The organism is Streptomyces nodosus, from assembly GCF_008704995.1.
GTDB lineage: Bacteria > Actinomycetota > Actinomycetes > Streptomycetales > Streptomycetaceae > Streptomyces > Streptomyces nodosus.
Genome location: NZ_CP023747.1, coordinates 7,336,219 through 7,349,769, shown reverse-complemented (window position 1 = coordinate 7,349,769; position 13,551 = coordinate 7,336,219). Strand labels below are relative to the sequence as shown.

At 71.3% G+C, this 13,551-nt stretch carries 15 protein-coding genes; 7 read left to right on the top strand and 8 right to left on the bottom strand.

The features are described 5' to 3' along the window. Nucleotides 1-129: 129 nt before the first annotated feature. The 3 genes from CP978_RS32710 to CP978_RS32700 are packed head-to-tail and all read right to left on the bottom strand — an operon-like array spanning nt 130 to nt 3,469. Nucleotides 130-1,584, bottom strand: coding sequence for a vWA domain-containing protein (locus CP978_RS32710; RefSeq protein WP_043447049.1), 1,455 nt, complete (start codon nt 1,582-1,584; stop codon nt 130-132). After that, nucleotides 1,581-2,999: a hypothetical protein gene (locus CP978_RS32705; protein WP_043447046.1), complete on the bottom strand. Its 1,419-nt coding sequence runs from the start codon at nt 2,997-2,999 to the stop codon at nt 1,581-1,583. The genes CP978_RS32710 and CP978_RS32705 overlap by 4 nt, the downstream gene beginning before the upstream one ends. Beyond that, entirely contained in the window at nt 2,969-3,469 is a 501-nt protein-coding gene (locus CP978_RS32700; RefSeq protein ID WP_043447044.1) for a hypothetical protein, read from the bottom strand. Before CP978_RS32700 ends, CP978_RS32705 begins: the two co-directional genes overlap by 31 nt. A 1,023-nt stretch (nt 3,470-4,492) precedes the next feature. Here CP978_RS32700 and CP978_RS32695 point away from each other — a divergent pair. The 3 genes from CP978_RS32695 to CP978_RS32685 all read left to right on the top strand — a co-directional run bounded on the left by CP978_RS32695 (nt 4,493) and on the right by CP978_RS32685 (nt 6,824). Next, entirely contained in the window at nt 4,493-5,221 is a 729-nt protein-coding gene (locus CP978_RS32695; RefSeq protein ID WP_043447041.1) for a hypothetical protein, read from the top strand. Nucleotides 5,222-5,575: 354 nt separating this feature from the next. Then, entirely contained in the window at nt 5,576-5,962 is a 387-nt protein-coding gene (locus CP978_RS32690; protein ID WP_311775058.1) for a hypothetical protein, read from the top strand. A gap of 37 nt (nt 5,963-5,999) precedes the next feature. Beyond that, nucleotides 6,000-6,824, top strand: a complete 825-nt coding sequence (locus tag CP978_RS32685) for an LLM class F420-dependent oxidoreductase (RefSeq protein WP_043447036.1) — start codon at nt 6,000-6,002, stop codon at nt 6,822-6,824. A 74-nt stretch (nt 6,825-6,898) separates the two neighbouring features. On the opposite strand, the gene CP978_RS32680 is transcribed toward CP978_RS32685, so the two are convergent. From CP978_RS32680 to CP978_RS32670, 3 genes are all read right to left on the bottom strand, one after another. Then, nucleotides 6,899-7,105 (bottom strand): DUF6417 family protein, encoded by a 207-nt coding sequence (locus CP978_RS32680; RefSeq protein ID WP_043447034.1) that lies wholly within the window; start codon nt 7,103-7,105, stop codon nt 6,899-6,901. Nucleotides 7,106-7,175: 70 nt separating this feature from the next. Further along, entirely contained in the window at nt 7,176-8,240 is a 1,065-nt protein-coding gene (gene lplAB / locus CP978_RS32675) for a lipoate-protein ligase LplAB (RefSeq protein ID WP_043447032.1), read from the bottom strand. Between the two features lie 142 nt (nt 8,241-8,382). Then, nucleotides 8,383-9,447: an NAD(+)/NADH kinase gene (locus tag CP978_RS32670; protein WP_043447028.1), complete on the bottom strand. Its 1,065-nt coding sequence runs from the start codon at nt 9,445-9,447 to the stop codon at nt 8,383-8,385. A 179-nt stretch (nt 9,448-9,626) separates the two neighbouring features. Between CP978_RS32670 and CP978_RS32665 the strand changes: the two genes are divergently transcribed. Then, entirely contained in the window at nt 9,627-10,721 is a 1,095-nt protein-coding gene (locus tag CP978_RS32665; protein WP_043447026.1) for a DNA polymerase III subunit beta family protein, read from the top strand. A gap of 7 nt (nt 10,722-10,728) precedes the next feature. Here CP978_RS32665 and CP978_RS35115 read toward each other — a convergent pair whose 3' ends face one another. Continuing rightward, nucleotides 10,729-10,884: a DUF6131 family protein gene (locus CP978_RS35115; RefSeq protein WP_167748022.1), complete on the bottom strand. Its 156-nt coding sequence runs from the start codon at nt 10,882-10,884 to the stop codon at nt 10,729-10,731. Nucleotides 10,885-11,290: 406 nt separating this feature from the next. Between CP978_RS35115 and CP978_RS35110 the strand changes: the two genes are divergently transcribed. Next, nucleotides 11,291-11,461 carry a hypothetical protein gene (locus tag CP978_RS35110; protein WP_167748021.1) on the top strand — a complete coding sequence of 57 codons (171 nt, stop codon included), beginning with the start codon at nt 11,291-11,293 and terminating at the stop codon, nt 11,459-11,461. A gap of 90 nt (nt 11,462-11,551) precedes the next feature. On the opposite strand, the gene CP978_RS35970 is transcribed toward CP978_RS35110, so the two are convergent. Next, on the bottom strand, nt 11,552-12,046 hold the full coding sequence (locus CP978_RS35970) for an ATP-binding protein (RefSeq protein ID WP_227745574.1): 495 nt from the start codon (nt 12,044-12,046) through the stop codon (nt 11,552-11,554). 301 nt (nt 12,047-12,347) lie between these two features. Here CP978_RS35970 and CP978_RS32655 point away from each other — a divergent pair, with 301 nt between their 5' ends. Together CP978_RS32655 and CP978_RS32650 are read left to right on the top strand one after the other, a co-directional pair. Continuing rightward, complete coding sequence (locus tag CP978_RS32655; RefSeq protein ID WP_043447024.1) at nt 12,348-13,220, top strand: helix-turn-helix domain-containing protein; 873 nt, start codon at nt 12,348-12,350, stop codon at nt 13,218-13,220. Next, entirely contained in the window at nt 13,217-13,468 is a 252-nt protein-coding gene (locus CP978_RS32650) for a DUF397 domain-containing protein (protein WP_043447022.1), read from the top strand. Before CP978_RS32655 ends, CP978_RS32650 begins: the two co-directional genes overlap by 4 nt. Nucleotides 13,469-13,551: the final 83 nt, after the last annotated feature.

The following is a 13,551-nucleotide window of genomic DNA, read 5'->3' as shown; positions in this document are numbered from 1 at the left end:
CGGGCCTTTCCAGGTAAATGAGGGAGCACGAAGCTCAGCGAGGGAGCAGAAGGGGGTGTGGAGCAGAGAGGGACGCCCCGGCACGAAGCGAGTGACCGGCTTCGGCATGGGGTGCCTGAAGCCGCGTCCCTAGGTCAGAAACGTCTTGAGCTCATGGACCAGCTTGCGGATATGGCCGGAGATCACCGGCGTTCCGAGGTCCTTGAAGCGCTCCCGGAACCATGGGTTGACGCTGCCGCGGCCGGAGCTGGTGACCGAACCGACGGGGATGAATCTGGCCCCGGAGCGATGGATGGCCGCCATGCTCTCGAACAGCGGCTCGGCGCGCCATTCATAGAAGTCGGAGATCCAGACCACCACGGTGTTCCGCGGTTCGGCGATCTTCGGCTGGGCCAGGGCCATGGCGACCGTGCCGTCGGTGCCGCCGCCGAGGTCGGTCCGCAGCAGGGTCTCGAAGGGGTCGTGCACCCAGGGGGTGAGGTCGAGGGCCTGGGTGTCGTAGGCGACCAGATGCACGTCCACCTTCGGCAGCCCGGCGAAGATCGACGCCAGGATCGTGCAGTTGACCATGGAGTCGACCATCGAGCCCGACTGGTCCACGACCACGATCAGCCGCTGGGGTGTCGTCCTGCGAGCGGTGTGGCGGTAGTAGAGGCGGTCCACATACAGCCGCTCCTCCTCCGGGCTCCAGTTGGTGAGGTTCTTCCAGATCGTGCGGTCGAGGTCCAGATTGCGGAAGACCCGCTTGGGCGGCACCGAGCGGTCGATCGCGCCCACGGACGCCTTCTCGACCTGTGTGCGCAGCACATCGGCGACCTCGTCGACGAAGCGGCGTATCAGGGCCTTGGCGTTGGCCAGGGCGACACCCGACAGGTTGTTCTTGTCGCGCAGCAGTTGCTCGATCAGTGACATGCTCGGGGTGAGCCGGGCGGCGAGCCCGGGGTCGGCGAGCACCTCGCGCAGCCGCATCCGGCGGACGAGGTCGGCCTCGATGGCTCCGAGTTCGGGCCCGATCGCCGGGATGAGGCGGCTGAGGTCGGGGGTCGGGCCGCGGCCTCCCGTGCCGGTGGGGCTCACTCCGCCGGCCCTCGCACCGGGGCGGCCGCCGCGCAACTCACCGGGTGCGCAGCCGAGCGCGCGCTCCAGCCAGCCGGCGTCGGACTGCCAGCGGGCCAGTTGCCCGGCGGTGACCGTGCCGGAGCCGGAGGCGAACACATTGAGCAGCACCTTCGACACCAGTGCGGCGCGCCTGACTTCGGCGGCGCGATCGCGTGCGCCGTCCTCGTCCGCGCCGGTACCGGGCTCGGCCTCGGGAACCATCAGGCCGTCGAACTCGGCGGCCAGCTCGGGGTGGCGTTGTACCAGGGAGTCGATGGCGGTGTCCGGGTCCAGCAGCGCGGGCGGCAGACCGATGTCCTCGACGACGGCGAGACTCGCGGACTCGAGCGTCGTCTGCTCCTCCTGATCGAAGAGGCGGGCGAGCAGTCGCCAGTACAGCACCTGGCGGCGGTTCACCTCCGGATCCGCCTCGGGGTTCCCTTCGACGGTGTGCCCGGTGGGGTGAGCGGTGGTGTGATCGGTCATTTCCGCAGCAGCCTTCCGGCGCGCTCGCCCAGCACCTTCATGGCGTCGGTGGCGGCCTTCTCGGCCCTGGCACCGGCCTTGTCGGTCGTGCCTCCGGCCCAGGCACCGGCCTGGATGGTGACGCGCTTCTTCCGTACGGTCGTCTCCACGGCGAGGGGCTGGACGGTGAACACCCCGGCGTCCCAGCGCAGCAGGCCGATGCAGGCACTGGACGCCGCGACGCCCTCGGGGGTGAGCGGTCCTGCGGCCGGAACGCGGTCCGTGTCGACGGCGATGGAGTGGCCGGCGACGGTGAAGCCGACCGTGGAGTCGTCCTTCTGGACGGTGTAGCCCTCCACGAAGACGGGCACCGCGATGCGCGCGGGGTGCCGGTCCAGCGGTGCGGTCGGCGGGGCGCTCGCGGTGGGCAGGGCGACGCGGGCGGTGGTGAAGGCGTCGGCGGGCTCGCTCGGGCGTGCGTGTTCGTCGCTCCAGACGAGATCGCCCTCGGCGGTGAGGGGCATGTCGGTGATGTCCATCGACCGTCCTTCGCCGACGACCGTCAGCAGCGACATGTGCGGGCGCAGCAGTTGCCAGACGCCCGCCCCGACGACGGTGTCGGGTTTGGGCACCGAGACCCCGGCGCGCACCAGGAGGGGCGCGGCGCCGTCGGCGGGCTCGAACACCGCGTGGACCTGGGCCTGTACGGCGGTCGCATGTTCCTGCACATCGACGCCGAGGGGCAGCAGCCGGCCGGTGGCGGCGCCGGTCATCGCCGGCTCGGCGGCGCCCGGCAGGGTCAGCAGCATCGCTCTGGACCACAGATCTCCCCAGCGACGCCCGGGGACACGCTCCAGGGAGGCGCCGGGGCAGGAGGCCGCCAGTTCGGCGGAGAAGCCGTCGAGCAGGGTGGCGAGGCGACGCAGCGCCGGCTGCGGGAGCATCGAGGAGACGATCTGGGCCGCTCCCGAGACCAGGTCGTGGTCGATGCCCTGCCATCCCGCGCGGGCGAGATCGCAGAGCCAGGAGCGGGCTGCGGCCTGCAGATTCACGGCTTCCCCTGCCGTGGCCTGCGGTGCCGTGGATGCGCCGGGGGTCCGGCCGGTCGCCTCGTCGACGCGGGCCATGAGCGCGTCGTGGACGGAGCCCAGCAGGGCGGTGCGGGCGGCCGCGAGGGCGAGGAGGTGGTCCTCGTCCGCGGCTCCGGCCGCGGCCTTCTCCGCCGCCTCGGCGACCCGGGAGGCCAACGGGGTGCCCGTCAGGGCGTCGGCGAACCCGGTCAGTTCGGCGGCCCGGTCCGGACGGGGGCGCAGCAGGCCGTCGGCGAGGACCTGGTCGAAGGCGTCGACGGCCGTCAGCGCCTCGTCGAGTCCGGCCGGGGGTTCGAGGAGCGGATCGGTGCGCATCACGCCGCCGCCCTGGTCGGCGGGAACCACTGCATCTCCGGCAGGGGCGCGGTCGTCGGGGCGAGTTGGAGGTAGGCCAGATGGCGCAGGAACCGGCTGAAGACGGCTGCGGCGGCCTGGCCGTCCGCCTTGGCCGGCCGGGTGAGGGCCATCTCGGTGACGATGCCGTCCGCGCTCGGCACTCCCCCGGTCTCGACCCGGAGACCACGGGCGACACGCTCGGCGCCGTACTGCAGCACGGCCTCGCCGATCAGCGCCCGGATGTGATTGCAGAACGTGCCCCGCGCACCCCCGCAGGGCCGGTTGTTGTTGGTGCTGCACGCGAAGGCATAGGTGCCGGCGGCGACCGACGAGACATAGACCCGCTCGATGTCGGAGCCACTGGACACCACACCCTGCAGCCGTCCGTCGGCCAGCTCGACGAACGGAACCTTCGCGAGCTTGCGCGGCCGCGCGGGTGGTGTCACCCGTGCGACGCTCGACTTCTCCCAGTGCGACAACGCACGATCTCCTTTGCAGGCAGGGGGTTTCCACGCCGGATCGGCGGGACACGGCTGAACATAGTGGGGACCACTGACAACGCGTCCCGGCGGAACGCCCGCCCGGCTGCCGACCGTTCCGACGCCCTTGTGGCGTACGGGGGACGACGATGTGCCGACGCGCCCGTCCCGGCGCCCGTGAGGCCGGCAGCGCATCAACCCGACCGCCCGGCGGGCGAAGTGACGCGCCGAAAGGCTCCCAGCGGGCCGCTGCGGTGCTCGTCCCCACACCCGCCACCCGGCCGACCGGCCTGGTGCTCGGTCCGGCGCCCGGCCGACCACAGGCTCCTTCCGCCCCGCCGGCCGCGCGTTCGGTGCGGCGGAGGCCGTCGGCCCGCGCGGTGCGGCTCCGGTGCGACCGGTGCGACCGCCCGGATCCGCACGGACCGTCGGCCCCGGCGAATCTTCGGTCCGTGATCCGGCGACGCGGTGCTCCGGCCCGCCCGGCCCTCCGCGTCCCGCCTCCCTGTCCGCCCTGTCGGCTGATGCGCCCGCGTCAGGTGCGTCGCGGTCCCTCAAGGGGCCCTCCGGCCTCCGTGCCCGGTACGACCGGTCCCCCGCCGCTGCGACCGACTCCCTCCGACGCCGCCGATCCGCCGAAAGGTGCCCGGGACGCCCCTGGCCGCCTGACCGCGCAGCGTTCTTCCGGCCGGCTCGGGGAGTTCGGCGTCGCCGCGCGTGGACCCCTCCCTCGCCTTCCCCGCGACGACCGCGGCACGGCGCTTCCCCTGGATGCCTCGGCGACCGGTGCCCGTATCCCCCGGGGGTACCGGCCACCCGGACGGCTCAGCCGGGCGGATATGCGGGCAGGGCGGTGATCGCCGCCGGAAACGTGTCTCGGCCGCCGCCGAGGCGTGCAAACCGCCGGGCGATCTTCAACCGGTTCGCACACCCTGGTCCCGGGGCCAGCCGGGCCGGTCATCCGATCCCGCGGGCACACCTCCCATCCCGCGTCCCAGAACGCCAGACCAAGGAAGTACGGCAATGACAGTGACGACGCACGCGCTTATACCTGCCCTGGAAGACGCCCGGGCGGCCCACGCCGCAGTCATCGACAAATTCCGGGCGGACCTGACCGTCACCCCCACCGGCCCGCACCGTCGGACGCTGGAGCGCCATCTCGCCGACATCGAGGAGTACATGGGCCGCATCGACAACCATGTACGCGCCGTCCGTCCCCGCCGGCTGCTGGGCGACGCCACCGCGATCGTCCGCACGATCACTTCGGCCGCCGTCCGCGCGGCGCGCATCCCCCTGGAGGTCGGCACGGTGATCGCGGAGGGCGTTCTGCACGCCCGGCACCCGGTCACCGAGCGGCGGCTGTTGAGAAACATCCAGGGCGAGTACGCGATCGCCGCCCAGGCGCTGGCGGCCTGCCGGGTCGGGGAGAGCGTCGCCGCGCTCGCCGACGACGAGCGGGGCATGGAACTGATGGCCTCGCTGCGCCAGCGGGACGAGAAGCTGCTGAGGGCGCTGGAGAGCACCCTCGAACAACTCGCCCAGGCCCTGGTCGAGGCGACGGCCGAGAACATCCCCACCCCGGCGCGGTATCTGACCGACCAAGGACACGATCAGCGCTGGCCGGACGACCGTCCGTCGGCGGGCGGCCCGATCGGCCCGCACCCGACGGGCAGCGGACTGCGGGCGGCGGCCTCGGCGGTATGGGCGGGATCGATGGCCGCCGCCCAGCAGCGCATGGACACCACCGGCTGACCGCTCCGGCCTCGCGACCGCCCCGAACGCCCTCCCCGGGTGTCCCGCTCCGCCGCGCAGGCCCTGAGGGGCCGAGGAGCCGTGCCGACACCCCGCACGCGAGAGGGCCGGGCATCACCCCGGCCGTCTCGCGGCGTCGCTCTCTACAGAATGTGCTCCGCCGTACAAGAAGTTCCTCCGCACCAATGACTTTGCTCCATATGACTGGTGCATCCTCCGGCACAGTCGTAGCGTCGTGACAGATATCGGGCCGGTGCGCCCGGATCGGGCGACAAGTGGTCGGGAGCGGATATGCAGGGACACACTATGAAATCGGCGGTCACGCTCTGTGCGGCCGCGGCGTTCGCGGCAGTCATGGCAACTGCCTCCGCCGCACCGGCGGCGTCGCCTCCCTCGACGGCACAGCGCCCCGTGCTGGTCGACTGCACCTGGCAGCCGCAGGAACACCCCACCGACTTCATGCTCGCTTGCGGCGACGGGAACAGCCGCCTCTCCTCGCTCCACTGGTCCGTCTGGGGCCCGGAGTCTGCGGTGGCCACGGGGATAAACACGGTCAACGACTGCAAGCCGTACTGCGCGGCCGGCAGGTTCCACGACTACCCGGTCGTCGTGCGGCTCGACAACCCCAGGCCCTGGAAGGGGCATTCCCCGCTGCGGCAGTACACCGTGATGAACCTGATCTACACCCACGACAGCCCGGAGGGGTCCGGGCGGACGGTGAGCTACCCCCTGTGGAGCTGAGCGTCCCCGGCCCCGCCCCAGGTCCGACGGAGTCGCCGTGAAATTCGGAATCTCGACCTTCATCACCGATCAGGGCATCCGCCCGGTCCCGCTCGGCAAGGCGCTGGAGGCGCGGGCCTTCGACTCTCTGTTCATCGCCGAGCACTCGCACATCCCGGTCGACCGCGAGTCCCCCTACCCGGGCGGAGGTGAGCTGCCGGAGATCTACTACCGCACCCTCGACCCCTTCGTCGCCCTGAGCGCGATCGGTGTGGTGACCGAGCGGCTGCTGCTGGCCACCGGGATCGCGCTGATCCCGGAGCGGGACCCCTTGATGACGGCCAAGGAGGTGGCCACGCTCGATCTGCTCTCGGGGGGCCGGGCGATCCTCGGGGTCGGCATCGGCTGGAACCGTGAGGAGATGCGCAACCACGGCACCGATCCGTCGACCCGTGGGCGGCTCACCGACGAGCGGCTGGGCGCCATCACCCAGCTGTGGACCACGGAGAAGGCCGAGTTCCACGGCGACTTCGTGGATTTCGACCCCGTCTACTCCTGGCCCAAGCCGGTCCAGCGCCCCCACCCTCCGATCTATGTCGGCGGAGGCGAGGGCGCCTTTGCGCGGGTGGTGCGGTACGGCGACGCATGGCTGGCCAACGGAGTGCCGCCGGAGCAGCTCGGTCCGCAGATCGAGCGGCTGCGCTCCCTCGCCGGGCGGGATGTGCCGGTGACGGTGTACGGGGTCCCCGGCGACCAAGGGCAGGTCGAGGGCTATCTCGCCCTGGGCGTGGAGCGAGTGCTGTTCTCTCTGCCGACGGTGCCGGAGGGCGAGACGCTGGAGGAACTCGACCGGCTGGCCGAGGTGGCCGCCCGCTACCGCTGAGACCCCGCGTGGTCATGGGGTGATGTGCGGTGCCGGGGAGCGCCGGTGGCCGTCCGCCCCGAGGGGTGTGGAGGTCAGTTCTCCGAGGGGATGCGGGCCGCGATCTCCCGCGCCAGCCGCCCCGCCTCGACGGACATCGGGCCGCCTTCCTCGGCGATCGTCGACAGCAGCCGCAGCAGATCGTGCGCCTCGTCCCGGCTCAGCAGGGCCAGCCGCTCGGTCGTGCGCTCGGCGGGTACGAACGCGATGCCGTCGAGTTCGATGTGGCGGTAGTCGTCCATGGCATGGGCAACGTACCCGGCCCCGCGCCGGTCACGCCCGTACGAGCCCCCCTTTGCCCGGTGCCGGGGCTCAGGGAACGCGGGCGGTCCATTCCGGGGAGGAGAACTTGGCCGCCGCCAGCTCCTCGGCGCGCTCGCGCTCCTGACCGGTGAGACCGCCGGCGGTCAGGCCGTGGCGCGCACGGAACGAGCGGATCATACGGTCGATGACGGCCTCACGGGAGAGGCCGGTCTGCCGCCTCAGCGGGTCGACGCGCTTTCCGGCGCTGCGGGTGCCCTTGTCGGACAGCTTCTCCTGGCCGATGCGCAGCACCTGGACCATCTTGTCGGCGTCGATGTCGTAGGACATGGTCACATGGTGAAGGACCGCGCCCGGACCGCCGTCCGGGCCGACCATGCGCTTCTGCGCGGCCCCCGCGATCTTGCCGGCATCGGTGGCGATGTCGTTGAGGGGCTGGTACCAGGCCTTGATCCCCATGTCGTCGAGGGCCTCCAGGACCCAGTCGTCGAGGTAGGCGTAGGAGTCGGCGAACGACAGCCCGGACACCAGGGAGGCAGGCACGGAGAGCGAGTAGGTGATGGTGTTGCCGGGTTCCACGAACATGGCCCCGCCGCCGGAGATGCGGCGCACCACGGTCATCCCGTGGTGCCGGGCGGCCTCCGTGTCGACCTCGTTCCGCAGCGACTGGAAGCTCCCGATGACGACCGCCGGGCCTCCCCACTCCCAGACACGGAGGGTGGGCGGCCGGTGCCCCGCGGCGACCTCAGTGGTGATGACCTCGTCGAGCGCCATATGGAGGGCGGGCGACTGGGGCTGTTCATGGATGAGCTGCCAGTCGTAGTCGGACCAGTCCGTCGCCCGGGCGAGGGCGCGGCGCACGGCGACGGCGACGCCTTCCGGGGTGATGCCGTACATGACGGTGCCCTCGGGAAGCCCCGCCTCGATGCGCCGGGCGAGCTCGGCGGCATCCGTGTCCACGCCGGCGCCCTCCAGGGCCCGGTCGACGGCGAGCAGTGCCTCATCGGGTTCGAGGAAGAAGTCCCCGGCGACCCGGACGTCGCGCAGCACGCCGTCGCGGTCGTCCAGATCGACCACCACCAGCTTGCCGCCGGGAACCTTGTACTCGCCGTGCATACCGAACTCCCTTGGTCCTTCCGGTCGGGTGCCGGACAGCGGTCAGCCGCGGGCCGGGCCCGTACGGCCGTAGCGCCGTGCGAAACGCACGTCTCCGCAACGAGACCGGGGCCCGGGGCATTCCCCGGGCCGGGCCGTGCCGTCAGGGGGACGGCGGGGGCAGCTGGAGGTGGCCCATGTCGTCGGGGAACGGGCTCGCGGGCCGGAACATCGGTGAGGCCTCGCCGTCCAGTGCCGTCGCGGGGGCGTCCGTGAGCCTCATACGGTCCCGCAGCCGGCCGTAGAAATTGGCGGGGGCGAGCCTGACCAGGCGCAGCGGGCGGGGTGACGCGGCCACCCCGATCCAGTCCCCGGGATCGAGGATCCCGCGCGGCTGCCCGTCGACGCTGACCACGGCGCGCCCGGAATGGGGCAGCACACACAGCGCGACCGGCTCGTCCGCGGCGGCGATCACCGTGCGGTTGAAGGCCATGTGCGGGGCCACGGGGGTGAAGACCAGAGCGCGCATCCGGGGCGAGAGCACCGGTCCCCCGGCCGCGAAACTGTAGGCGGTCGAGCCGGTCGGCGTGGCCACGATGACTCCGTCGGCCGAGTAGGAGGCCAGCAGCCGGCCGGCGATATAGACACCCACACTGACCTGGTGGTCCCGGGCCAGCTTCTCCACCACGACGTCGTTGAGCGCGGTGACGTCCAGGGCGAGCCCCCAGGAGTCCTCCCCCGCCCCCTGCGACGGGGCCCGCTGCTCGGGCCGCGGGAGCGCCGGCCCGCGCCCGTAGCACAGCACCTCCTCCATATGGGTGGGTATCTCCAGCAGCTTGGAGGCCCGCATCATCAGCACCATGCGTTCCTCGCAGGCGGACTTCCCCGCCTGTACGGCGTCCAGCGCCCGCTCCACCTCGGCGACCGGGGTCTCGGTCAGAAAGCCGACTCTGCCCACGTCGACGCCGAGGACCCGGCTGTCGCTGTGCGCCGCGATGCGTGCACCGCGCAGAAAGGTGCCGTCGCCGCCGAGGGTCACGATGAGGTCGGGGTTGCCCGCGGATCGCGCCTCCTCATGGGCGCTGAGACGGCTGCCCTGGCCCTGCCACACATCGATGTCGACACAGCCGATGCCGTGCCGCGTGCACCAGTCGCGCACGATCCGGGCTCCGGACACCGCTTCCGGGCGGCCTCCGTGCACCACCAGCCCCAAGCGATCGATCGACATATGGACCTCCCCGGCCGCCGTCACGTCTGGAGGACTCGACATCCATCGTCACAGCTGTGGAAGGCGCCTGCCACGGGGACCGCGGCCGGGCCGGTCCCTGCCGAGCGCCCGCGGGTCGCCGTCGCGTGGTTGACCCTCGACATGGTCGAGGGCCCAGAGTTCCTGATGTGGAGAGCGAGATGCGCAGTATCGGGGAGATGGCCCGGGACAGCGGACTGGGCGTGAGTGCGCTCCGGTTCTACGACCGTGCCGGGGTCCTGATCCCCGCCTGGGTGGATCCGGTGAGCGGCTACCGCTGGTACGAGCCCGAACAGCTCGACGAGGCACGGCTGTTGGCCCGGTTGCGGCGGGCCGCCATGCCGTTGGCGGACATCCGGCTGGTGCTGGCCGGCTGGTCCGGCACCGACACGGATCTGGTGCGCACGCTGCTTCAGGCGCATCTGCGCCGTCTCGAACGGGGGTTGTCCGACGCCCGCCGTGAGGTCTCCACGCTCCGAGCCCTACTCGACTTGAGGGAGAAGAACCCCATGACATCGCTTCGCACCCCCGCCCTCGGGCTGTCCGTCCCCGCGTCCGCGCTGGCCGCCGCGTTGGACGCGGTGCGGTTCGCGGTCACCGAGGACCCCGAACTGCCCATGCTCGGCGGTGTCCTGTTCGACATCGAGGGCGAGGCACTGCACGTCGTGGCCACCGACCGCTATCGGATGGCGGTGGCCCGAGCGGTCGCGACCGGGCACGAGGGATCCCGTGTCCAGGCCCTGGTGCCCGCCCCGCTCGTGGATGCGATGCGGGCCCTGCTCACCGGCGAGGGACCGGTCCGGCTCGCCGTGGACGGCGACCGGATGACATTGGAGGCCGGGGACCGTCAGGTGGCCGGCCCGTGCCTGGACCACGACTTCCCCGACTATCGCCGGCTCCTCCGACTGCCCGCGGGCCGCCGGGCAGCCGTCGATGTGCCCGCCCTCCGGAACGAGCTGGAGACCGGGCCCGTCCGCAGGGTCGAGGCGCCGGAGAAGGGTGGGACGTCCGGCGATGTGAGCGTGCTCTCGGTGAAGGACGACGGCACGGTGGGCGTCCGCGAGGACCGCGAGGGCGGTGACCAGGACCAGAACCGCGTCGGCGTCGACCGTGCGTTTCTGCTCCAGGCGTTGGCCGCCGGTGGCCGGGACCGGCTGATCCTGGAACTCGGCGCCCCGACGGCCCCCGTCGCGATCCGCCGCCCGGACGACGAGGACACGTTCTCGGTCCTGATGCCGGTGCGTCTGGAGGACTGAGGCCGCCTCACCAGTAATGGCGCCGCCCGAAGACCGCGCGCCCCATGGAGCCGAGGAGAAACAGGACCGCTCCTACGACGACCAGGACGACCCCGATGGTCCACAGGACGGCGATATGCGCGATGAGCCCCACGATCAGCAGGACGACCCCTAGGATGATCATGATGTCCTCCCGACGGCGGCCGTGGCGGTGACCGCTCGGAGTGCGAACAGTCGATGAGGCGGACAGCGGGGAACTCGCGGAGGGCGTGCTCCGGCCGGGTGGATCGTTGTCCCATACATTCGGACAGCGAGTTCCCGGCCGGGGCCGCCCCAAACCCGTCCCACGGCGGCGATTCCAGAGGTTTCGCCGCCGAAAAGACCAGGTCAAAAGCGCCAGGCAAGGTCGGGCGGAGTAAAGTCGACAAGAAGACGTGCAGTCACAGCCCATTCCTGTCCGGGCGCGGAGCGCGGCGTCCGCTCACCCGCCGGTGGGCCACCCGATCGGCGACCCGCCGGGGTCCGACCGGCTCACCGATCGGGGCGAAACGCTCGCACACCGCCGCACCGGCCGGAGGAGATGTCCGTCCATGGCTCTTTTCCTTTTTCTGATCCTCGTGGCGATCGTCCTGGGCCTTGTCGGCGCGGTGATGAAGGGGCTCGCCTACCTCCTGATCATCGGCATCGTGGTCCTCGCGGCCGACCTCGTCCTGGTCGGCATGCGCTGGTCCCGACGCTCGCGCCGGCACGCCGCCCACTGAGCGCCGACGCCCCACCGGGGCATCCGGAGAGCCGGGGACCGAGGGGCCGCCGGTACGGCACCGGTGGGCCCCTCACCCACTCTCGGCGGCTCATCGGCGGGAAGGGATCCCGCTCCGGACCCCCCTGCCCGGAGCGGGCAGGGCTGGGCAGGTCAGGGTCGCCCATACGGCGTTCCCCCCGGTGACCGTCGACCGGTCGACCCCCCAGGAGTCCGCGATCTCCCGCACCAGCACCAGGCCCCGGCCGCATTCGTCCTCGGCCCCCGGCAGACTCCGCGGCAGGTCCCGTCCCCGGACGTCCTGATCGTGCACCTCCAGCCGGATGCCGGCATCCGCGATCCGCTGGACACCGCACAGGATGTGCGCGCTGAGCGTATGGATCACGGCGTTGGTGACCAGTTCCGAGACCAGGAGGACGGCGTCGGAGATGACCTCGGCGGGCAGTCGCCATGCGGTCAGCCACGCGTTCACGGAACGTCGGGCCACCCGGGCACTGGACCGGTGCGCGGGAAGCTCCAGCCGGTGGGCCCGGTGGGTGACCGCGCGGTCCAGGAGGTGGGGGGAGGAAGTCGTGTGGGGGGACACGGCGTTCGCCTTCCATGGGGCGGCAGACTGGGAAGGTGAGCACCGGACCGGTCTGAGTGAGACCTTCTGGCGTGGCCTGCAATTCGAACGCCAGGACGCATCAACTCCCTTGTTTTCCTGGAGAGTTGGCGTCGGCGTCTTCGCACCGGCGGTGGGGTCGCTCACACAAGTAACTATGCTCACAGTCGAGTTCACGCTGCAACCGCGCTCCCTGATAATTTCAGAATGACGGTGCGCGTCTGGCAACTTCACCAAGTCGCTGTCAAACTCGTTGTGTTGACGGTCCCTCAGGAGGTAGGGCGTGAGCGAGACTCGTTCGGGTTCCGGCACCAGTGCACCCACGGTTCTGCGCATGATCCTCGGCAGGCGGCTGCAGGAGATGCGGCAGGGCGCCGGGGTGTCGCTGGAGGACGCCGCCAAGGCCTTACGGGTGAAGTCGCTGACCGTCCGCCGCCTGGAGAAGGCGGAGGTCGGACTCAAGCCTCTCTATGTGGAGAAGCTGCTGGAGACCTACGGGGCCGGCCGTCAGGAGATCGACGAGTTCGTGGCCATGGCGGAGCAGGCCAATGAACCGGGCTGGTGGCATGCGTACCGCGATGTGCTGCCCAACTGGTTCACCGCCTATGTGAGCCTGGAGTCGGGCGCGAAGACCCTGCGGACGTACGAGCCGCACTATGTCACAGGGCTGCTGCAGACCCCTGCCTACGCACGCGCCGTGCTGCGCGGGGGCTTCCCGAACGAGGACGACCCCGGCCTGGAGCGCCGGGTGAATCTGCGGCTGCGGCGGCAGAGTCTGCTGGAGGCACCGGACGCGCCCACGCTGTGGGTGGTGATGGAGGAGGCCGTCCTGCACCGGGTGGTGGGCGGCCCAAAGGTGATGCGGGAGCAGATCGACCGGCTCCTGGAGGTATCGGAGCTGGCCCATGTCAGCCTCGACATCGTCCCGTTCACGGCGGGGGCCCATCTGGGTGCCTGCGCGCCGTTCACCTACTTCCGGTTCGAGGAGCCGGAGCTGCCGGACATCGTGTACAGCGAGATCCTCTCCGCCTCCATGTATCTGGACCAGCGCTCCGACGTCGCCGCGCATCTGGAGGCGCACAACCGCATGTCCCTGCTGACCTCGTCCATGGACAGCAAGGCACTCTTGCACCGCATGCGCAAGGAGTACTCATGAGCATCCTCGACGGCCTTGTCTACAACGGTATGCCCGCGGCGGACCTGGGCGATCAGGGCTGGGAGTGTCCGTGGAGCGGCCCCAACGGGGGCCAGTGCGTGGAGACCAAGCAACTGGCGGACGGCCGGGTGGCGGTGCGGCAGTCGACCGATCCCGCGGGTCCCGCGCTGATCTATACGCCGGAGGAGATCGCCGCGTTCGTCGCGGGGGTCAAGATGGGCCTCGCCGACCATCTGGCGGCCGGCTGAGCCTCCGGGGCCGGGGATTCGGGTCGGTCCAGGCCGCAGCCTGCCCCCCCCCACGACCGATGTACACCACCGAAAGGGAGATG